Annotated in this window: 22 protein-coding genes; 16 read left to right on the forward strand and 6 right to left on the reverse strand. The window is 31.4% G+C overall.

The features are described 5' to 3' along the window. Positions 1-146: 146 nt before the first annotated feature. Entirely contained in the window at positions 147-500 is a 354-nt protein-coding gene (locus Q4Q40_RS11190) for a toxin-antitoxin system YwqK family antitoxin (protein ID WP_303301880.1), read from the reverse strand. A gap of 385 nt (positions 501-885) precedes the next feature. Between Q4Q40_RS11190 and Q4Q40_RS11195 the strand changes: the two genes are divergently transcribed. From Q4Q40_RS11195 to Q4Q40_RS11205, 3 genes are all read left to right on the forward strand, one after another. Further along, positions 886-2,073: a porin gene (locus Q4Q40_RS11195; protein WP_303301881.1), complete on the forward strand. Its 1,188-nt coding sequence runs from the start codon at positions 886-888 to the stop codon at positions 2,071-2,073. A gap of 70 nt (positions 2,074-2,143) precedes the next feature. After that, a complete protein-coding gene (locus tag Q4Q40_RS11200; protein WP_303301882.1) occupies positions 2,144-4,447 on the forward strand; it encodes an inorganic phosphate transporter in 2,304 nt (767 codons plus the stop codon). A gap of 85 nt (positions 4,448-4,532) precedes the next feature. Continuing rightward, a complete protein-coding gene (locus Q4Q40_RS11205; protein ID WP_303301883.1) occupies positions 4,533-5,252 on the forward strand; it encodes a DUF6503 family protein in 720 nt (239 codons plus the stop codon). Positions 5,253-5,355: 103 nt separating this feature from the next. On the opposite strand, the gene Q4Q40_RS11210 is transcribed toward Q4Q40_RS11205, so the two are convergent. From Q4Q40_RS11210 to Q4Q40_RS11225, 4 genes are all read right to left on the reverse strand, one after another. After that, positions 5,356-5,802 carry a DinB family protein gene (locus tag Q4Q40_RS11210; protein WP_303301884.1) on the reverse strand — a complete coding sequence of 149 codons (447 nt, stop codon included), beginning with the start codon at positions 5,800-5,802 and terminating at the stop codon, positions 5,356-5,358. An 81-nt stretch (positions 5,803-5,883) separates the two neighbouring features. Next, positions 5,884-8,373: a ribonucleoside-diphosphate reductase subunit alpha gene (locus tag Q4Q40_RS11215; RefSeq protein ID WP_303301885.1), complete on the reverse strand. Its 2,490-nt coding sequence runs from the start codon at positions 8,371-8,373 to the stop codon at positions 5,884-5,886. A 215-nt stretch (positions 8,374-8,588) separates the two neighbouring features. Further along, positions 8,589-9,569 carry a ribonucleotide-diphosphate reductase subunit beta gene (locus Q4Q40_RS11220; RefSeq protein ID WP_303301886.1) on the reverse strand — a complete coding sequence of 327 codons (981 nt, stop codon included), beginning with the start codon at positions 9,567-9,569 and terminating at the stop codon, positions 8,589-8,591. A gap of 292 nt (positions 9,570-9,861) precedes the next feature. After that, positions 9,862-10,434 carry a DUF3109 family protein gene (locus Q4Q40_RS11225; protein ID WP_303301887.1) on the reverse strand — a complete coding sequence of 191 codons (573 nt, stop codon included), beginning with the start codon at positions 10,432-10,434 and terminating at the stop codon, positions 9,862-9,864. 90 nt (positions 10,435-10,524) lie between these two features. Between Q4Q40_RS11225 and Q4Q40_RS11230 the strand changes: the two genes are divergently transcribed. The 3 genes from Q4Q40_RS11230 to Q4Q40_RS11240 are packed head-to-tail and all read left to right on the forward strand — an operon-like array spanning position 10,525 to position 11,933. Then, positions 10,525-11,112, forward strand: a complete 588-nt coding sequence (locus tag Q4Q40_RS11230; RefSeq protein WP_303301888.1) for a MarC family protein — start codon at positions 10,525-10,527, stop codon at positions 11,110-11,112. Positions 11,113-11,124: 12 nt separating this feature from the next. Then, positions 11,125-11,328: a hypothetical protein gene (locus Q4Q40_RS11235; protein WP_303301889.1), complete on the forward strand. Its 204-nt coding sequence runs from the start codon at positions 11,125-11,127 to the stop codon at positions 11,326-11,328. Then, positions 11,328-11,933 (forward strand): FAD-dependent oxidoreductase, encoded by a 606-nt coding sequence (locus tag Q4Q40_RS11240; RefSeq protein ID WP_303301890.1) that lies wholly within the window; start codon positions 11,328-11,330, stop codon positions 11,931-11,933. Before Q4Q40_RS11235 ends, Q4Q40_RS11240 begins: the two co-directional genes overlap by 1 nt. 350 nt (positions 11,934-12,283) lie before the next feature. On the opposite strand, the gene Q4Q40_RS11245 is transcribed toward Q4Q40_RS11240, so the two are convergent. Continuing rightward, positions 12,284-12,973 (reverse strand): hypothetical protein, encoded by a 690-nt coding sequence (locus Q4Q40_RS11245; protein ID WP_303301891.1) that lies wholly within the window; start codon positions 12,971-12,973, stop codon positions 12,284-12,286. Between the two features lie 326 nt (positions 12,974-13,299). Here Q4Q40_RS11245 and Q4Q40_RS11250 point away from each other — a divergent pair, with 326 nt between their 5' ends. The 10 genes from Q4Q40_RS11250 to Q4Q40_RS11295 all read left to right on the forward strand — a co-directional run bounded on the left by Q4Q40_RS11250 (position 13,300) and on the right by Q4Q40_RS11295 (position 21,490). Then, positions 13,300-13,782 (forward strand): hypothetical protein, encoded by a 483-nt coding sequence (locus Q4Q40_RS11250; RefSeq protein WP_303301892.1) that lies wholly within the window; start codon positions 13,300-13,302, stop codon positions 13,780-13,782. A 363-nt stretch (positions 13,783-14,145) separates the two neighbouring features. Beyond that, on the forward strand, positions 14,146-14,466 hold the full coding sequence (locus Q4Q40_RS11255; protein ID WP_303301893.1) for a hypothetical protein: 321 nt from the start codon (positions 14,146-14,148) through the stop codon (positions 14,464-14,466). Positions 14,467-14,631: 165 nt separating this feature from the next. Next, positions 14,632-15,372: a hypothetical protein gene (locus Q4Q40_RS11260; protein WP_303301894.1), complete on the forward strand. Its 741-nt coding sequence runs from the start codon at positions 14,632-14,634 to the stop codon at positions 15,370-15,372. Positions 15,373-15,815: 443 nt separating this feature from the next. Beyond that, entirely contained in the window at positions 15,816-16,871 is a 1,056-nt protein-coding gene (locus Q4Q40_RS11265) for a serine hydrolase domain-containing protein (protein ID WP_303301895.1), read from the forward strand. A gap of 311 nt (positions 16,872-17,182) precedes the next feature. Further along, the gene (locus Q4Q40_RS11270; RefSeq protein WP_303301896.1) at positions 17,183-18,667 is read left to right on the forward strand and encodes a TlpA family protein disulfide reductase; all 1,485 of its coding nucleotides are present in this window, start codon (positions 17,183-17,185) and stop codon (positions 18,665-18,667) included. Positions 18,668-18,970: 303 nt separating this feature from the next. Continuing rightward, the gene (locus tag Q4Q40_RS11275; protein ID WP_303301897.1) at positions 18,971-19,759 is read left to right on the forward strand and encodes a PhzF family phenazine biosynthesis protein; all 789 of its coding nucleotides are present in this window, start codon (positions 18,971-18,973) and stop codon (positions 19,757-19,759) included. Positions 19,760-19,853: 94 nt separating this feature from the next. Next, on the forward strand, positions 19,854-20,312 hold the full coding sequence (locus Q4Q40_RS11280; RefSeq protein ID WP_303301898.1) for a helix-turn-helix domain-containing protein: 459 nt from the start codon (positions 19,854-19,856) through the stop codon (positions 20,310-20,312). Between the two features lie 32 nt (positions 20,313-20,344). Then, positions 20,345-20,740: a VOC family protein gene (locus tag Q4Q40_RS11285; protein WP_303301899.1), complete on the forward strand. Its 396-nt coding sequence runs from the start codon at positions 20,345-20,347 to the stop codon at positions 20,738-20,740. A gap of 53 nt (positions 20,741-20,793) precedes the next feature. Further along, on the forward strand, positions 20,794-21,231 hold the full coding sequence (locus Q4Q40_RS11290; protein WP_303301900.1) for a hypothetical protein: 438 nt from the start codon (positions 20,794-20,796) through the stop codon (positions 21,229-21,231). An 88-nt stretch (positions 21,232-21,319) separates the two neighbouring features. Next, positions 21,320-21,490 (forward strand): hypothetical protein, encoded by a 171-nt coding sequence (locus tag Q4Q40_RS11295; RefSeq protein ID WP_303301901.1) that lies wholly within the window; start codon positions 21,320-21,322, stop codon positions 21,488-21,490. The last annotated feature ends 340 nt before the right edge of the window (positions 21,491-21,830 follow it).

Below are 21,830 nucleotides of genomic sequence, written 5' to 3' on the forward strand. Positions count from 1 at the left end.
CAACCTTAAAAAATATAGCTTAGCTTTTCTTTTGAATGATTTTTATCTTAAAATATCAGTGAAAATCACTAAACTAAACCTAAAAAAAAAATCGCCTAAAATTGCTTTTTAGACGATCTCTTTATATTTTTTTAGCCATACTAGGTTCAAAGACCGTTATTTCCTTTAGTTTCAGATTCCTTTAAACCAGCTATAACATTAGCACTATAATCTACTTCTTTTACAGTTTTATTGTTCCAATAAAACCACTTGCCGACTTTTTTACCATTATCATAATTTGCAGAAACTACTTTTTTGCCTTCTGTGTTAAAACTCAACCACTCACCTTGTAATTTACCATCTGCTGTGTAAGTTCCTGTTTGACTTACAACACCATTGTCATGATAATAAACCACTTCAATTAAGTTCGTGTCTTTATTAAGTTTTAAATCTCTCTTTTGTTGACCAAAAGATACCACAGTAATTAAAAAGGCAAAATAAAATAAAATTGAGTTCTTCATAATTATGGGTTTTAACATTATATATCAAATATACAAATTAGATAACACTAAATCAACCTTTCCATAACATTAAATTAACATTGAAAACATAAATAGCTGATTACAAGAAAATTAACACTAAAGATTTAACATTGAAAAACCTTAATAATTACTTAATATTCTCATTACATTTAGATCACTTTAAACTAAGAAATTTGTAATGTCTTGAGACAAACAATTTAGTATTTCATTATAATCTATTAGTTTTTGTCGACTACATTATTATGATTTCTAATAGGCTGCCTTGGCCAAGGCAGCCTTTTTTATTCGTTTTTATTTAATCCTTAGTTAACATTGAGTTAACATTAGTATTGGTTATTTGCAGCGACAAAAACTAATACTTACAATGAGACTTAAAATTACTCTAGTAGCAATATCTTTATTTGCTCTTTTTTCTGTATGTGCACAAGAATCCAATGCTCCAAAATTTGGAAAAGGATTATTTAATCTGGTAGGAAAGGATAGTAGCTGGACCATGAAAATTGGATTAAGAGCCCAAATACTAGCTACATCTACTTGGCCAGATGGCGAAAGCAATGAGTCAAACTTTTTGGTAAGACGTTCTCGTTTAAAATTTGATGGTTATGCATTTACACCAAAACTTAAATATAAAATAGAACTTGGATTATCAAATAGAGATCTTTCTGGAGCTTCTATATATACAAGTAACGCACCACGATATATATTGGATGCGGTTATGAAATGGAATTTTGCACCAAATTTTGAGTTATGGTTTGGTCAAACAAAATTACCAGGAAATAGAGAACGTGTTATTTCATCTGCAAATCTTCAGCAAGTAGATCGTTCTTTATTAAATAGTAGATTTACGATTGATAGAGATATGGGAATTCAATTAAGGCATCAAACCGCTCTTTCAGATACATTTATTATAAAAGAAATAATTTCTATTGCCCAGGGAGAAGGAAGAAATATAACAACAGGAAACTTAGGTGGTCATCAATATACAGGACGTATTGAACTATTTCCATTTGGGAATTTTTCCAGCAAAGGAGATTACAAAGGGAGTGATTTAAAACGTGAAAAAACGCCTAAATTATCTGTTGCTGCAGCTTACGATTTTAACAATAATGCTGTTAAAAATAGAGGAAATCAAGGTTCGTATATGGTTACAGATACTGGTTTTCATGAAACCAATATAAGCACCTTATTTATTGATGCCATGTTTAAATATCAAGGGTTTTCTTTTATGGCTGAATATGCCGATAGAGATGCTAAAGACCCATTTGCTAGAAACTCTGATGATTCTATTGCATATGTCGTTCAAGTTGGAAAAGGTTTAAACTTACAAACGGGTTATTTATTAAAAAGCAACTGGGAAATTTCTGGTCGGTATACAAATATCGAATTAGACAAAGTTATTACTGGTGAAAATCCAGAAAACCAATATACTTTAGGGGTTTCAAAATATATAGCAGGTCATAATTTAAAGGTACAAACCGATATTAGTCATTTAGAGGTAGACGGCAGTAATAATGAACTTATGTGGCGATTACAATTCGATATTCATTTTTAAAACATAACATTTACTTAACATAACACATAGAAACACTTAAGATATTTGTAAACTTAATTTTAATTAAATTATGGACAATATTTATTTATACATGATTATAGCCCTTGCTATTTTAGCTATAGCAGATTTAGTGGTTGGGGTTAGTAATGATGCCGTAAACTTTTTAAATTCGGCCATTGGTTCCAAGGCCATTTCTTTTAAAACTATTATGATAGTCGCTAGTATTGGCGTAGCTGTTGGAGCAGTATTTTCAAGCGGTATGATGGAGGTCGCCAGAAAAGGTATTTTTAACCCTGGTGAATTTATGTTTAATGAGATCATGATCATTTTCATGGCAGTAATGATAACAGATATTCTATTATTGGACTTTTTTAATTCTGTAGGTATGCCAACATCTACTACAGTATCCATTGTATTCGAATTATTAGGTGCTGCTGTAGCTATGGCTTTAATTAAAATTGGTTCTGATGGAGGAAACTTTAGTGATTTAATAAACTACATTAACACATCCAAGGCATCACAGATTATATTCGGCATCCTTCTATCGGTCGTCGTCGCGTTCTCTATTGGCGCATTTGTACAATGGGTTTCACGGTTACTCTTGTCTTATAATTTTGAAAATAAAGCAAAATGGGTCGGTGCTCTATTTGGAGGGGTTGCCTTAACTGCTATTACCTATTTCATTTTTATGAAAGGTTTAAAAGGAACCTCATATGCAAAAGAATCTTTTAGTATTCTTGGGGGAGGCACTATGAAAGATTTCTTAGAAAATCAAGTATTACCCATTGTTTTGGTTAGTTCTGTTTTCTGGTCACTGCTCTCATACACATTAATAACAGTAGCTAAAACAAATATTTACAAACTAATTATTGTTGTAGGCACCTTTGCTTTAGCACTTGCTTTTTCTGGTAATGATTTAGTAAATTTTATAGGTGTACCAGTTGCTGCCTATAATGCTTTTTTAGAGTGGACCGCTTCTGGTGTTTCTGCCAGTGAATTCCCTATGGATGCATTAGCTGCTAAAGTACCAACAAATAACTGGTTATTGCTTGGAGCAGGTCTAATCATGGTATTAACCTTATGGTTTTCTTCAAAGGCAAAAGGAGTCGTAAAAACGTCTTTAGATCTGGCAAGCCAAGGAGAAACAAAAGAACGTTTTCAACCAAACTCATTGTCTCGTGGATTTGTAAGATCTGCTATGCTAATGTCTCAAATGTCATCTTATATATTACCAAAATCATGGCAAGAAAAAATTGAAAAACAATTTCAAGCTCCAGTCATTAAATTGTCTAAAGATAAAGTACACGAATTACCAGCATTCGATCTAGTTAGGGCGGCCGTTAACTTGATGGTAGCTGCGGTTTTAATTTCTATAGCAACGTCGTACAAATTACCTCTTTCTACAACTTACGTTACATTTATGGTCGCCATGGGTACCTCTTTAGCAGATAGAGCTTGGGGAGCAGAAAGCGCTGTTTACAGAGTTGCTGGTGTAATAAATGTTATTGGAGGTTGGTTCTTTACAGCTTTAAGTGCTTTCACAGCTGCTGCATTGGTAGCTTATTTATTGAACCTAAATCTAGAGGTTATGTTCCCTATCTTATTATTAACAGCTTTTGCGTTGTTAATAAGAAGTTCTATCGTACATAGTAAAAAATCTAAAGAAGTTAGAGCCGAAGATAGCTTAACAAAAGCAGAAAGCAGTTCTGTACAAGGCGTTATTCATGAAAGTGCAAACAACATTTCAAATGTTGTTAAACGTGGAAATAAAATTTATTCTAATGCTATTAAAGGGCTTGCTAAACAAGATTTAGCATCACTTAAAAAGAATAAAAAGCAAGTTGATAAATTATCGAATGAAGTTGATGATCTAAGAGATAATATCTTTTATTTCATTAAAAATTTAGATGAATCCAGTGTTGATGCAAGTAATTTCTATATTAATATTTTAGGATACTTACAAGATATGATACAGTCGTTAGAATACATTTCTAAAGTAAGTCATAAACATGTGAACAACAACCACAAAAAGCTTAAATTCAATCAGATTAAAGAGCTTAAACAAATAGATGAAGCTATGGAAACGTTATTTAATACCACCAAAACAGCTTTCGATTCTCGATCTTTCGAACAAATTGGTGCTATTTTAAATAACAAAAAAGAAGTTTTTGACCTAGTCTCTGAAAAAATACGAAAACAAGTAGAACGTACCAGAACAGAAGAATCTAGTCCAAAAAATACGACCTTATACTTTAGTCTTCTTTTAGAAACAAAAGATTTGTTAACGGCAACCATGAACCTCTTAGAAGAATATCATAATGCTCATGACAGCTCTGTTGCACCTGCAACCCTTACAATTCCTGAAGGGGAATAGAAGAACAAATTTTAATATCATTAAAAAAACACCTCTAAATTGAGGTGTTTTTTTGTTTTGTACCTTAGCCATAAAACACGCCATTTTGAAATCACTAGTCTTCACATTAACCTTTATTTGTTTCCTATCACATTTAAATTGCCAAAATTTAACTGGGACTCAACTTCTTGAAAAAGCTATAACCTATCATGATATAAATGGAAATTGGTCTTCATTTAATGAGATATTGAATGTGACTATGGAAACACCTAATAAGTCGCCCAGAAATAGTAATATTATCATAAATTTACCTGAGGACTATTTTCAAGTTATTGCAACCAAAGACTCAGTAACTACCAGATATACTATTAATAAAGACAACTGCTATTTTTCTTTAAATAATTCAACAAATATTTCGGAAGAAAACATAAAAAAATATGGTCTTAGTTGTAAACGTGCTAAACTTTACAAAAACTATTATACATACCTATATGGTTTACCAATGAAATTAAAAGATCCTGGAACAATTATAGAGCAAAAGGTTGATAAGAAAGTCTTTAAAGGAAAAAACTATTTGGTTTTAAAGGTTTCTTATAAGGATGGTGTTGGAAGTGACCTTTGGTATTTTTACTTTAATCCAGAATCTTATGCCATGGAAGTTTATCAGTTTTTTAAAACTGATAAGAACGGGGAACAAATTAATGACTCTGGCGAATACATTATATTAACTGAAGAAAAGGTTATTAACGATATTAGAATACCCAAAAACAGAGCTTGGTATTATAACAAGGATAATACGTATTTAGGAACAGATATTTTAAAATAAGAAATAATTTTAGATTCTTCTAGTCGTTACTCCTTGTCTGACCAACAGCTCAATGTCATTGAGTTGAACAACGGCAGAGCTTCTTGATAACAGTCACACTTATTCAAAGGCGAATTATTTGCTCTAAATGATGCTCTAAATGGTCTACATAATCTTTAATTAGAAATCTTAAATCGGATATTCCTCCATCATTGATCTCTATTTTATAACTAAGCGTGTCTTCTGTTTGTTGATTTATCAAACTCAATATTCTATTATTGATTGCTAACCATAAACTAGTAATTTCTTTTAATTCGGCATTTTGATAATCATTCGCTTTTACCAATTCGTTCTGCTTATAGGGTCTTATTTTATAAGGTTTATTTTCAGTTTGAATTTCGGTAAACCGTTGTAGGTTATTAATTCCAGAGTCTATAAGATGTCCCAAAATCTCTTTTTTTGACCACTTCCCTGGTGATAATTTTTGAGTCAATTCTATTTCGGAAGATTGCGATAAACAGTCTAACCCTTTATCCATTAAGCTTTCTAATTTATAAACTGTTTCTTTCATTTTATTTACAATTTATTATATAAACAAGAAAGCACTCTTTTCAGAGTGCTTTCTACTTGATAAATATATTAAAATCTATTCTTAAGATCCACACATCAAGCAATCATCACCCTGTCCTGCTTTAGATTGCGCTATGAGCGCTTTCATTTCCTCTGCACTCATAGGCTCGACCTCTGGTGCATTTTGTTTAGCAAATTTAGCCGCATTTTTAGCTGCTACACGTTTCTTTTTTGTTTCTTCTTTCAAATCAACTTGATCATCTACTACTTCAACAACTTCTGCTGCTGTAGGCTCTTCTTTTTTGGTTGTTTTTAAAGTAAACTTAATAGCATCAACGGCACTCTTTGTACGCAAGTAATACATACCTGTTTTTAAACCGCTTTTCCATGCGTAAAAATGCATGGATGTTAGTTTAGCCATCGTAGCTCCTTCTAAGAATAAGTTAAGTGATTGTGACTGATCTATAAAGTAACCTCTTTGACGAGACATATCTATAATATCTTTCATACTTAATTCCCAAACTGTTTTATAAAGGTCTTTAATATCTTGAGGAATGATGTCAATATCTTGTACCGAACCATTGGCTCTCATGATATCTTGTTTTAAACTTTCATTCCAAAGACCAAGATCAACAAGGTCTTCCAATAAATGTTTATTCACAATAATAAACTCCCCAGATAACACACGGCGCGTATATATGTTAGAAGTATAAGGCTCGAAACACTCATTATTACCAAGAATTTGAGATGTTGATGCTGTTGGCATAGGTGCTACTAATAACGAGTTACGCACACCATTTTTAAGCACTTGTTTACGTAATTTCTCCCAATCCCAGTTACCACTTAATTCTTCGTCTTTTAAATTCCATAAGTTGTGTTGGAACTTCCCTTTGCTTATTGGAGACCCTTCATAGGTTTCGTAAGGGCCAAACTCTTTTGATTCCTCCATACTTGCAGTAACCGCTGCATAGTAAAGTGTTTCAAAAATATCTTGATTTAATTTTTTAGCAGCATCACTTGTAAAAGGCATGCGTAATTGAATAAACGTATCGGCTAAACCTTGTACGCCTAATCCAATTGGTCGGTGCTTTAAATTTGAATATTCTGCTTCAACAACAGGATAGTAATTCCTATCAATAACTCTGTTTAAGTTTTTAGTAACGCGTTTTGTAATGCGGAATAATTCTTTATGATCAAATTCCCCATTTTTAACAAACATTGGTAATGCAATAGATGCTAAGTTACATACCGCCACCTCATTTGGAGCTGTATACTCCATAATTTCAGTACATAAATTTGAAGAACGAATGGTTCCTATATTTTGCTGATTAGATTTACGATTTGCCGCATCTTTATATAGCATATACGGGGTGCCCGTTTCAATTTGAGATTCTAATATTTTTTCCCAAAGTTCACGTGCTTTAATTGTTTTACGACCTTTACCTTCGGCTTCATATTTTAGGTATAAGGCTTCAAATTCTTCACTATGAGACTCATCCATTCCAGGACATTCATTAGGGCACATTAGCGTCCAATCGCCATTTTCTTCAACACGCTTCATAAATAAATCTGAAATCCACATCGCATAAAATAAATCACGTGCACGCATTTCTTCTTTACCGTGGTTTTTCTTTAAATCTAAGAAATCAAAAATATCGGCATGCCAAGTTTCTAAATAAATAGCGAAACTTCCTTTACGTTTTCCGCCACCTTGATCTACATAACGAGCTGTATCATTAAACACACGAAGCATAGGTACAATACCATTACTAGTCCCGTTGGTGCCTGCAATATAACTACCTGTAGCACGAACATTGTGCATAGCCAGACCAATACCTCCTGCAGATTGTGAAATTTTGGCTGTTTGTTTTAAAGTGTCATAAATACCATCGATACTATCTTCTTTCATAGTTAAAAGAAAACAAGACGACATTTGCGGTTTTGGTGTACCCGCATTAAATAATGTTGGTGTAGCGTGTGTAAAATATTTTTTAGACATGAGTTCGTAAGTCTCAATAGCAGCATCTAAATCATTTAAATGAATTCCTATTGAAACACGCATAAGCATATGCTGAGGACGTTCTGCAATTTCCCCATTCAATTTTAAAAGGTATGAACGCTCTAGTGTTTTAAAACCAAAATAATCGTAACCAAAATCGCGGTTATATATAATGGTAGAATCAAGACGTTCTTTATTCGCCATAATTACTTCGTATACATCGTCTGCTAAAAGTGGCGCGTCTTTACCTGTTCTTGGATTTACATATTTATGTAAATCTTCCATAACATCACTAAAGGTCTTTTTGGTGTTTTTATGTAAGTTAGAAACCGAAATACGTGCAGCTAACCGTGCATAATCTGGATGTGCTGTCGTCATAGTTGCAGCAATTTCTGCTGCAAGATTATCAAGTTCGCTTGTGGTAACACCGTCATACAATCCTTCAATAACACGCATGGTTACTTTTAATGGATCTACTAATTCGTTTAATCCATAACATAGTTTTCTCACTCTAGCAGTGATTTTGTCGAACATGATTTGCTCTTTTCTTCCGTCTCTTTTTACTACATACATATTTATTACACTTTTTAGATTTTCTGATACACCTTCAGAAAAATGGTTAGTCTGTTACTCTAAAATTTAGTTCTAATGATTAATTAGACAAAACTCAGTTACTCCGTTACTCCGTTTACTACAATAAAAGGTTGGTTCTTAATTTCCCATATTATGGAAATATCATTCTAATTGAATTTTCAAAAAAAAAAGCTCTTTAAAAACTAGGGGCTCAATTAAAAATCGGCGTCAAAACTGAATTTATCTTCATCCTCTTCTTTATTAAGGACACCCGCTTTTTGATATTCGGACACCCGTTTCTCAAAGAAATTAGTTTTTCCTTGTAACGAAATCATATCCATAAAATCAAATGGGTTTGCTGTATTGTATTCTTTATCGCAACCTAATTCAAATAACAATCTATCGGTTACAAATTCTAAGTATTGTGACATTAAAACAGCATTCATACCAATCAAACTAGCTGGTAATGACTCTGTTATAAATTCACGTTCAATATCTAAAGCATCTACTAGTATTTCTCTAATACGAGCTTTTGGAACTTTATTTATTAAATGTTCATTATGTAAGTGTACTGCAAAATCACAGTGTACACCTTCATCACGAGAGATTAGCTCATTAGAAAACGTTAAACCTGGCATTAACCCTCTTTTCTTTAACCAGAAAATAGAACAAAACGCTCCAGAAAAGAAAATCCCTTCTACGGCAGCAAAAGCGATTAAACGCTCTGCAAAACTTGGCGAATCAATCCATTTTAAAGCCCAATCTGCTTTCTTTTTAATAGCAGGAAAATTTTCAATAGCATTAAATAGCAAATCTTTTTCATTTTCGTCTTTTACGTAGGTATCTATTAAAAGCGAATAGGTTTCACTATGAATATTTTCCATCATAATTTGAAATCCATAAAAGAATTTTGCCTCGCTATACTGTACTTCGTTAACAAAATTCTCAGCTAAATTTTCGTTTACAATACCATCACTTGCAGCAAAAAATGCCAAAATGTGTTTTATAAAATAACGCTCATCATCATTTAGCTTTGTAGACCAATCTGTAAGATCTTGATGTAAATCAATTTCTTCTGCTGTCCAAAAACTAGCCTCCGATTTTTTATACCACTCCCAAATATCGTGGTGTTGAATTGGAAAAATAACAAATCGGTCTTTGTTTTCTTGCAGAATCGGTTCTATGGACTGAGACATTGTTTTTTTTAAATTTTATAAAATATTGGACGAAAATAGCATTCGATTTGGGAGTAACAAAGAACGAAAAATGTAGCGATAAAAGAAAGGCATAGTTATAAACATTGTCAACAAGTTTTTAACAAAACTAAACAAATTTATGTTTTTAAGGAAAACTTTGACAAGTTATAAGTTGCTTATTATCAGTGTTTTATATTTAACAGAATTCGCTCAACCCCTATAGAGTAAGGGTTCTTTGTTTGCAAAAATTACAAACAAATAAGTGTTCCATTTTAAAAATAAAAAGAAATTTTTATTCATTTTTTTTGGAATCTGCTACCTTTTCTAATTCCATATACCAATCTTCTCCAAATTTTCTAATTAAGGCTTCTTTTACAAATTTATAGATAGGTATTTGCAATTCTTTACCTAATGCACAAGCATCGTCGCAAATTTGCCATTTATGATAATTTACTGCTGAAAATTCACTATAATTTTGAACTCTTATTGGGTATAAATGACAAGATACTGGTTTTTTCCAAGAAATTTCGCCTTGGTTGTGAGCTTCTTCTATACCACAAAGGGCTACTTTTTTTTCATCAAAAATAACATACGCACAATCTGCTCCATTAATTAAAGGGGTTTCTAATTCGCCTTCTTGGGTCGTTATATATGTTCCTTGAGATTCAATAGCCTCTACACCTTCTTTACGTAAAAAAGGCTTTACCTTAGGGTATATATCTTCAAGTATTTTAACCTCATCGGCCTCCAGAGGAGCTCCTGCATCCCCATCTACACAACACGCCCCTTTACATGCCGAAAGATTACACATAAAATCTTTCTCTATAATATCTTCAGATACGATGGTTTTTCCTAATTGAAACATTAGGCAAAAATAGACAATCTTTAGAATTATTTAATGCAATAATTTCGTATTTAATACCGAACTTTGCCTACAAATTTAATAACCAAAAAAATGCAATTAAACTTTAAAGAAATCTTTACGGCTTTTATGGTGTTATTTGCCGTTATAGATATTATTGGAAGCATTCCAATAATTATAGATTTACGAAAAAAAGCGGGTCATATACAAAGCGAAAAGGCTTCTATAATCGCTGGTATTATATTAATTCTATTTTTATTTTTAGGAAAAAGCATTTTAAACCTTATTGGTATTGATGTAAATTCTTTTGCTGTAGCTGGCGCTTTTATTTTGTTTTTTATTGCTTTAGAAATGATCTTAGGTATTACGTTATACAAACAAGAAGAAAGCAACGCTTTGACTACCGCTGTATTCCCTATAGCTTTTCCATTAATTGCGGGGCCTGGTAGTTTAACCACCTTATTATCGTTAAGAGCTGAATTTAGAACAGAAAACATTGTTGTTGCTGTAATAATGAATGTTATTATTATCTTTATAGTGCTTAAAACATCTGCTAAAATAGAACGCCTCATTGGGCAGAACGGTATCAATATAATACGTAAAGTATTTGGTGTTATATTATTAGCTATTGCTGTTAAATTGTTTGCTCATAATATTAAAGCGTTGTTTGAAATCACATAAAAAAATTTTAGAATGAAATATTTAACTATTATTATAAGTATCATCGCATTGGGGCTAATGATTTTTAACTTTACAAAAGTAGATTTTAGTGCGCCTTTTAAAGATGATAGCTTAATTGCTTTAATTACGATTATAGCTTCTCTTTGTGTTATCCTTATGATGCTTATTTTAAGAACATCTAAGCGTATTGAGCAAAAAGTAAAAGAACGCAACTAATGTACGATGCTCTCATTATTGGTGGCGGTGCTGCGGGTTTATCTTGTGCTTTGGTTTTAGGATCTGCCAAAAACAAGCCTTTTGCCATGGACAAACGTATTGGTATTATTGCGCATCAAAAAACATCACATCTTCAAACGGCTTTATTTAATAATGTATTAGGTTTAGCACCCGAAACTACGGGAGCTTCTATTTTAGAAAGTGGAAAAAAGCAGTTAATAGATTTATACCCGCATGTTGATCTTATTGAAGATGAAAAGGTTTTAGAGTTATCGAAACCTGGAGACTCTTTTAATATAAGAACTAATAAAAACAGTTATACAGCAAAAATTGTTGTCGTTGCTGTAGGTTATACAAACTTAATGACGATTAAAGGACTGGAACATTATATGGAGCCACACCCAAGAACTCCTATTGAAAAAAATCGTATTTGGTTAAAGAACAATGATCACTTAATTGAAGAAAACTTATATGTTGCTGGCACACTTGCTGGATGGCGCAGTCAGTTTGCGATAGCCTCTGGTAGTGGCGCACATGTAGCTACCGATATTTTAACCCTTTGGAACAACGGGAAGCATACCAAGGTACACGATAAGGTAGAATAAAATTAATCTTTAGCTTCAAATCTGGCTCTAAAAACCAATCTTAATGACATTGAACTGGCGGTAGCATCAGATTTATTAATTGAAACTGTTTCATCTGAAGCTGTATACATATCAATTACATTATCTTTTTTCCTAAAACTACTTATGTAAAAGGATCATAAAAATTAAAAAAGGCATTATCATATTTTCTTTAGAACCTTAGGAATATGGGTGTGTTATTATTTTATTTGAATCTTTAATATTACTAACACTATCACACACCCTTTTCCAAGGGTATGAAGTTTTGCCCCTTCCTAACCTTTGCTTTAAGTATTCTATCCTACTTAAAACATCTTCAATTTAACAGCTTTTTATTCTAAATCAGTTTTAAATCTATTATAAACTCTTTCTGCCATTACATTAAGAATATCTTTTTTACTTAATGTATTTTCAAAAGGAAACAGTCCATACACTCTATCTCCATAACTTATTTCATCAGGAAGGCTATTATCATTATAATCTAAAAAATTACGATCGGTGTATTTATCTGCAACAAAAAACGGCTTGCTTCCATCATAAAAAGCCATTGCTTGTATTGTATTTGCATCATTTCCAACAGATTTTGACATATGTTCTGAAAATGAATTTCCTTCATATAACACATTTAAAAATAAAACTGCAAAGTTTTTATCCATAGCTGCATCAAATCGATATAAACTATAATCAGATTCTTCAGGTTTTTTTAGTTTAAATTCAAAATCGGTAGATTTAATAAGTTTTGATTGGTCTTCATTCCAAGTTATTATTTCATACTTTCCTTCTGGTATTCTTTTTATCACAAACTCATTAGGTTTTACAACCTCTTTTATATAATAAATTTTACTAGGTGTACCATCTTTGTTTATTAATTCGAATGTTACTAAGAGGTTTTTTGTCCCTGTATTTATAACTTCGAATGATTGCCTAGGACCTTTTTGATTTTCATCAATTTGACCTAAAACCATAGCAATTATAAACAATATCAGTAAACCTCCGCATCCTATTTTAAATACTTTTTTCATCTTTATTATTTTTTTGCAAAATTGGGGAATTCAAACATCAATAATTAGTCAAAATACATCACAAATCAGTCAATTTTGAAATAAATGAGATATTTTGTTAAAAAAACAAGATAAATATGAATCTATATAATAGAACTCATTTAAACTTTTTTTAGGACAAGACAGTCCCTACCACCGCAAATTTTTAACTTGTAACATTAGATTGGCTATCAAGAGTAATAAAAAAGTTTAAAAACATAAAAGATTTACTAATTTAGTCACTCACATAACGGAAATATAGTTACCGTGGTAACTATATCCAGTTGTTATAAGCAATCCCAATAAATATGAAATCGAAAAAAATATTCTTATTAATGACAATTGGATTGATGTTGTTAATAGTTCAAAAATCTTATTCTCAAGAATCGAATTGCTACAAAAAATATACTTTTGAAGAGTTCTTAAAACTGAAGACTAAAAATGATTATGAGTATGTGAGAACCATATACAAAAAACTGATCTATCCTTATTCTGAAAAGGATTTTATTGACGAAGGTGTTGAGGGAATAGTAAAAGTGATTTTAATAAATAACGGAAAAGATGATTTCGAAATAATACCTGTTGAAAAAGTTAATAATTTTCATAAGGATGTAATTCACGCTATAACATTAACTAATAATCAATTCTTAAATGAAGATAACGAGAAATATATGACTGAATTCTCGATAAAACTCGATTTTGAACCGCACGAAAAGAGGAATAGAAAAAACTATAACGTAATTCATTTGTTTGGTCATAAAACAAAGAGGAAAGAGAAAGTTATGAATTAAAGAAAAGCTTATAACAACACCTATGCGATAATGAGAGGTTTGGGTTTAACCGAAAGGTCATTGTCTATTTGGTTTGTCGCCAAAGATTTAAATTTAGTATTTTAGAAAAGATAAAAACAAAACATAAACTTTCGCTAAGTGATAGTTCGAAAACCAGTGATTTTCTGCTTCCGCACTACGCATAGCTAAACGTTAGACACAAACGAAAATAATATGGCAAATAGAATCTCAAAAATTCCAAATAATGTTCAAAATGAAGATTCTATTGCTTGGAAAAAATTATGTGAACTTGTGAACTTACTTTAAAAGCAATAAGATGAGTATTGAAACTGATAAAAACGATTTTAAAGCTTTATTAAAAAAATGGAGTTTGTTCGTCTTTCAAGTGGAAAAGCTAACGAAACCCGAGTCTATGATGCTCATTCAAAACTTAGTAGTAAAATAAAAACATACTACGATGAAAATAATCATAACGTTAAAACTCTTTTTTTTGACTCAAATGAGTCATTAACAATGGAATCCATCCGTGAAAATAATTCTGATGGAAATTGCATCAAATTATCTATATATCATGCTAAAGATAGAAAATTAGTTAGTCAAACTTTAAACACCTACGATAGTAATGGTAATTTAATCGAAGATGAAATATGGAGTCATTTAATTCAACAATTAAATAAATCTTAAAAAACTAAGCACAACAACTAACTATTTAGTTATTGCTTGTTCTCGCCTAATTCTGAAAACCCTTGAGGGTTTTCAGCTTGGTGTGTATTTGTAAAATTAAGTACTAACTCACACAACTACTTATAGCCAAAATCGTTGTACATATATAACAATCAAAGAAAACTAATGAAGTTAAAAAATACTGATATTGAAAATCCTACCCCCTTTTTAATGGAAAAAATTGCCATTTACGCAAAGAAGTTCAAAGACTTTGATCCTCGAATCATTGAAGGTTGCGCTTTGTGTTATAAGCATAGTCCATTATACCGAAAGCACATAGCCTCATCTAATTTTGGAAAAACCATGGGGTGGCGCTTAACACATAGCTGGACTCAAAACCCTAAACATTATAGTGACCTTAAGATGATAGGCCCATTAGACTTAGGCTTATTTTCTGTAAGAATCGATGCTATTTTGGGAAACAACCAGTTAACTGAATTTATAGAACAAGCAAAACAACTACCCATCTTCACTAGCTATATTCATGCTACTCAAAACTTCATTCTTAATCTATTAGTAAATAAAGATATCCGTTGGTTAAACTTTGAAACTCATCCTTCCTATAAAAATTTTTTAGAGGTATGTAAAAGCTACAGCCCAACTTATAGAGAGATAGCTAAAAAAGGGAAAGACGATGGCTGGGAGTTAGTAAAAATATGGTCTGATAACCCCGAGAATATCACAGCTCTAAGAGCTATTTTCCCTTTAGATATTGCTCTTTACTCTGTTCGTTTAGACAGCATTATTCATCATACGGATCTAACAGATTTTTCTCACAAGATAAATACAAATAAGTATGCCTCAATACTACCAATGGAGGTTATGAGGTTTGTTTCCCAAATTCAAAACGAATGGGGAGTTTCTTAAAATCGCTTTATCTATAAAAAAATAGATGCACTCTATTATTTCTTGAATTGCCAATTAGAACCTCGACAGCTCCAAAAAGGATGGAGCAATCGACATGAATCATTCATCTATCATGTTGGTCTGAATATTATTAGTAATAAATTGAATCGAAGTCGAAAAAATGTAAAAACAAATTGATTAACATAGGAACTTCTCCATTATTAAAATAATAAAAACGTTTTACAATCAAAATAGATCGGTAACAACTTAAAAATCCCCTGCTGTTCCCTGGTATATGCTACGCAAGTTTTTACTTGTGGCGTTAGATTGACAGTTAAGAGTAATAAAAAAGATTTACTAACTTAGTCACTCACATAACGGAAATATAGTTGTTAGCAAACATTTAAAACAACATTTCGGTAACATAAACAAACATTGCCAGACTTATAGGAAAACATAAATAAATGAAGATAATCGTTAGCGTAGTAATTTTATTAATATCAAATCAACTTGCTTTTGGGCAATCGCGAGAAAAAAAAATTGATTCAATTTGTCAGGCTATCCAAAATAAAAATCCAGAAGTTGCAATTAGTATAGGATTTATAGAAAACAGCAAAGAATATTTCTTTAATTATGGAAAAATCAGTCAGGAGAGTGATTTTAAAGTGGATGAAAATACAGTTTATGAAATTGGTTCTATTACAAAATTACTGACTGCTAACTTAATAGTACAAGCACAAGACGAAAGGAAATTGAAAATTGTCGACTTTATAGATAACTACTTACCGAAAGAATATATGTTGTCAGAAAAAATAAAAGGTAAACTTAAAATTTCCGATTTAGCTTCTCATCAATCAGGTCTGCCAGATTTTGATTTTGGTCAACTTATCGAATTAAATCCTAAACAACCTTTAGACATAAGCAAAGAGGCTATTCATTCGATTCTCAACGACAGTACGAAATTATCAGATTATGGTAATTATAGATACTCAAATATAAGCTATGTTTTAATGGGCATTATATTAGAAAGTATCTACTCAAAAAGTTTTGACGAATTGGTAAAGGAAAAAATACTCGTTCCTTCAAAAATGAAGAATACTTTGACAACGGACTTCAATGTTAAGAACAAAGTTGTTGGACATGATATAAATGGAGTAGAGCAAGATTATTTTGTTTGGAATTCACTATTTGCACCAGCAGGTTTGCTAAAGTCAAACACATCTGATATGTCGAAATTATTGAAAACACTTTTATCGAATAAAGGCAAAATTGGAAAAGCAACTTCAGTAACAGAGAAAACCTTCTATAAAAACACCCAAATGGAAATTGGTTTCGGACAGGAAATAGAACGAAACGGAAATGACACTTTCTTCTATAAAGCAGGCGACACATTTTCCTGTTCCTCAATTTTTGCTTACGACAGGAAATCAAATTGGGGAATAGTGATAATGATAAACCACAAAAATTCCGATTTAATAAGAGAGTTGATTAATACGATTTATGAACAAGCATTGAGATAAAAAACGTTTGCTAACACCGGTGGCTGTTGCACAACTACTTTTTTTGACTGGATTAGGTTATTTCTGGCAACTTCAAAAGTAATAAATATTAATAATCAGCAACTTATCAATTGTTTGAAAATTAAAAACACATGATTTCCTAAAAATTTTGAGTTGCGCAACAGTCACAACGTGTATAATTAATTGCTTTAGCAAGTGCTTATTTGGAAAATTCCTTCGGAATTTTCTCTGGCAAGTTTTTGTTTGCTAAATTAGTAGCTTAACCTCGCAACTAACCATACACAAACACGTTACCACACATAAAAACTAACATGAAACTAGAAAAAATAGTCATAGTAATTTTCATCATTGGACTTATTGGTTGTTCAAAAAAGAATCATGAAATAATAATCACTGGAAAGACTATTGGAAATATTCCAGATAAAATCGAATATACAGTGCCAATTAATGGAACTTGGTTTTATGGTGCAAAAAAATCAGTTGTTCCAGATTCATTAGGTGATTTTACTATTTCTTTAAAGTCCGACTCAGCTTCGTTTGTAACCTTATTTGTGCCTAAGCAGACTGCAACAGTCTTGTTAGTTGAACCAGATAAAAAATATGAAATTGATTTCCACTTAAATTCAAAAGAGAATAAAATTAAAGGAGAGAGCAACGAAGCTCAAACTTTATACAAATCATTTGCTTTTCCAGATTTTCATGTACTTAGTTCTTCCAACGAATTGCTGAAAGATTCGGTTTTTACAACTATATCATCAAAGATAAATACCCTAAAAGAAAAAGAAATATTTCAGTTTAGAGAACAATTAGAAAAGAAGAGCATTACTAAAGCCTTTTATGATTTAGCAGAATTGGATAGAAAACACTACTATGCTGCATTGGAAACCTCAATTTCTAAAGTTAAATATAATGGAAATTTTGATAGTTCAGAGACACAAAATGCTCAAATTATAAAACTTTGGAAGAAAACATTTCATCAAACTCCACCTACTGAGTCTTTTGATATCCGCTCTCCATGGTCATTTGTTTTGATAAATAACTATATAGAGGTCAATCAATTCAATTTTGGCACATTAGACCTTGAGGGAATGAAAAAAATCTTCAAACAAAGACAAAATCATTCTTTCAACGTCAAAGAAGCGAAAAAATATTTAAAGGGACAGGTTCTAGAATTTTATCTTGCCAACTATATTTTAAGCAATAGTTTTAGGAACAAAGAAAATTCCAAAGAATTAATTGATTTATATGATGAATTTAAAATAGAATACCCTAATAGCAATTATAGCGAGTACTTAACGTCCTTTATAAAACCTATAATAGACTTTCATAAAAAGATTGAAAAATCTATGACTAATGAAAAAATCAAGTTTATCGAAAATTATAAGAATATTGACACTTTCGATGAACTTACAAAGAACTTAAAAGGCAAAAAGGTTTTTATTGATATTTGGGGGACTTGGTGCGCACCTTGTAAAGAGGAATTTCAACATAAAGACAAGCTCAACAAACTTCTTAAATCTAAAAATATCGAGGTGCTTTATATTTGTGAAGGTAAAAACAGTAAGGAAAAAGTTTGGAAAGAGATGATAAAATTTTACAATTTAGAAGGGTCTCACATTAGAGCTAATAATAAGCTATTAACTGACATAATTAAAAAACTTGAAAGAGTTGGTTCCTTTTACTATCCATATTATATTTTAATTGACGAAAATGGAGAAATTGTAAAAAACCCTGCCAAAAAACCTTCTCAATTAAGCGAATTAGAAAAGGAAATAAGTGAAAATTACGTGTGGTAACCACCGGTGGCTGTTGCACAACTACTTTTTTTGACTGAATTAGGTTATTTCTGGGAACTTCAAAAGCAATAAGTATTGATAATAAGCGACTTAATAATTATTTGAAAATTAAAAACACATGATTTCCTAAAAATTTTGAGTTGTGCAACAGTCACATCGTATAAAATTAATTGCTAGCCCTATACTACTTACGAAAATCCTTGCAGGCTTTCTATATGTGATTTATTTGCTAAATTTAATGCTTAATTCACGCAACGAAATCATACACAAATACCTTAGCGGTAATTAAAAAAGTGAACATACATGAAACTTGAACTATATCAAATAGATGCATTTACAGATAAAACATTTGGTGGAAATCCAGCTTGTGTTGTTCCTTTAAAAGACTGGCTACCTGATGAAATAATGTTGAAGATCGCAAAAGAAAATGCAGTCGCTGAAACTGCTTTTTTTGTAGACAAAGGAGATAAAATACATTTACGGTGGTTTACTCCAGAAATTGAAATGGATCTGTGCGGCCACGCAACTCTTGCAACAACACATTGCTTAAAGTCAATTTTAAATTACCCTAATGACAAGATAATATTTGAAACATTAAGTGGTGATTTAACTGTTTTAGTAGAAAATGATTTATACTATTTAGACTTTCCATCGCGAATGCCTATTGCTTCAGAACTACCTGAAACGATTAAAAAATCTATAAATATACAACCGAAAGAAATTTATAAGTCTAGAGATTATTTATTGGTCTATGATACAGAGCAGGAAATCGAAAACATCAAAGTTGACAGACAAACATTTGATAAAATAAATCTTGATCCTGGCGGAGTAATCGTTACAGCAAAAGGAGAAAATTGTGATTTTGTGTCGAGGTTTTTCACACCACAAGCATCAATATTAGAAGACCCTGTTACTGGTTCAGCACATTGTTCATTAATTCCCTTTTGGTCATCAAGACTTGAAAAAAATGAATTAAATGCAATACAAATTTCTGATAGAATTGGAAAATTACATTGCCAAAATAGAAAAGATAGAGTAGTTATAAGTGGAAAAGCGAAAACATATTCAATAGGAAACTTATGGACAGAATAAAAACTACCACCAATACAGTAAATAATTTAATGCTAGTTCGAGCCTATTTACAAAACCCTCCGCCGATTTCTATTCTGTTTTTCTGCTAAATTAAATGCTTAAAACACCCAACAAACCATATACAAACACATTAGCGGTAATGAACAAAATGACATTCTATCAAAAAGAAATCAATCGAATTAAAGGAATTTGCTATTCTAATGATAGACAAATTCAAACCGTAATTGGAATGCGAAATTATATTGAGAATAACTTCGACAAAGAATTGAACTTGGATTTACTCTCGCACATCAGATTTACTTCAAAGTTTCATCTTCTGAGATTGTTCAAAAAATACTATGGACAGACACCAAGACAGTATTTAATAGACAAAAGGATTACAAAATCAAAAATCTATTTAAGAATGGGAATGTCGGTATCAGAAACTTGTTATTCGGTCGGATTTGAAAGCCCAAGTTCATTCAGCACACTTTTCAAAAAAAAGATTGGAAAAACACCAACTGATTTTCAAAAAGAGCAATTTTCACAAAGTCAATCTAAAGTTAATTCTTGAAATTTGGAGTGTCTAATTAAAAATCAAAAAAGATGAAAATAAAAGTATTAAGTATTCCTGTTCAAGACCAAGAAAAAGCTCTAAAGTTCTATACCGAAACATTGGGGTTTATAAAAAAAGTGGATGTTCCGTTAAGCGAAGAAAATAGGTGGTTAACAGTTGTAAACAAGGAGGAACAAGACGGAACCGAAATATTATTAGAACCTTCACCCAAACATTTTGAACCTGCCAAAACTTATCAAAAGGCACTTTTTGATGCTGGGATTCCATATACTCAATTTAATGTTGAAAATGTGCAACAAGAATATGGCAGACTGAATAATCTTGGAGTCGAATTTAGTGTAAGCCCAACAGAAATGGGAACTGTAAAAATTGCTGTCTTCAATGACACTTGCGGAAATAAAATACAAATAGTCGAAATGCTATAGGATAAAACACTAGCACCAACAAGATAGCAAACATTTAAGCAACATAAAACTGAATGGGAATATTTGACAAAATATTTGGAACAAAAAAGAAAAATGCTGATATCGACTTTAACCAAATTGGGCTGAATTTATCTGAAAATGGGAAGGAATCTATTCGCAAGTTCATAAACAGAACGGACAAGGAACGAATGGGAGACATTATCCTTTTGGGAGACAAAGGTGACCAGAATTTCTTTTATTTAATTTACTATTCTGTTTTATTTGATTCGGATATAAACGTTCGCTTTGCAGCCTTAAAAAGAATACCGAATTTTCAAGGTAACCCAAATTTCGAAAAGCTAATTAACAAATTAAAAGAAGCCAATGTTGGAGAAATTTTAGAACCGTATTATTCAATGATGTTATTTAGGCTTGGAAAAATATCTGAGACTGAGTTAAATGATAAATTGAACAATGAACAAGAACAAAATGTAAATCAAAAAAACCATTAAAAACACTCGAAGAAGCAAGAATCTTTACACGATAAAACTTCAGTAATAAAGAAGAAACCTTATTAATTTCTGATGGAAATGATTTTTTATGGAAAATCAGAAAGAAATCAGTTGGAATGAAACATATAATACACCACTTGGAATTCCTATACAACACGTTAACGGAGGTCAACTCTTAATTATTACCATAGGTTTTTCTCGTTCATATTTTGAAGAAAACAATGAATTCCCAATTACCCCTTCATTAATTGAAAAATGAAATATTATTACTTAAATAACTCGACTGAATTAGATGATATTTGTTTCTATTCACAAACAAAGATAATTAGTGGAACAACTGTGTTCAAGGAAAAACCTAATTATGACCAAAACTTTATTGAAAAAGGAAAAATAGAAATTAAAAGCAAAGTTCGATTTAAAAAATGAAATTACAGATTTAAGAAAGAGAACCGAATAAAAAACCAGTTCTCAACACCTTATATAATTTATTGCTAATTCTAGCCTACTTACGAAAATCCTCGCGGATTTTCTATTCGGTTTTTATTTGCTAAATTACATGCTAAACAACGTAGCAAAGCATATACAAACACACTACAGGT

Source organism: Flavivirga jejuensis, from assembly GCF_030540765.1.
In the GTDB taxonomy this organism is placed as follows: Bacteria; Bacteroidota; Bacteroidia; order Flavobacteriales; family Flavobacteriaceae; genus Flavivirga; species Flavivirga jejuensis.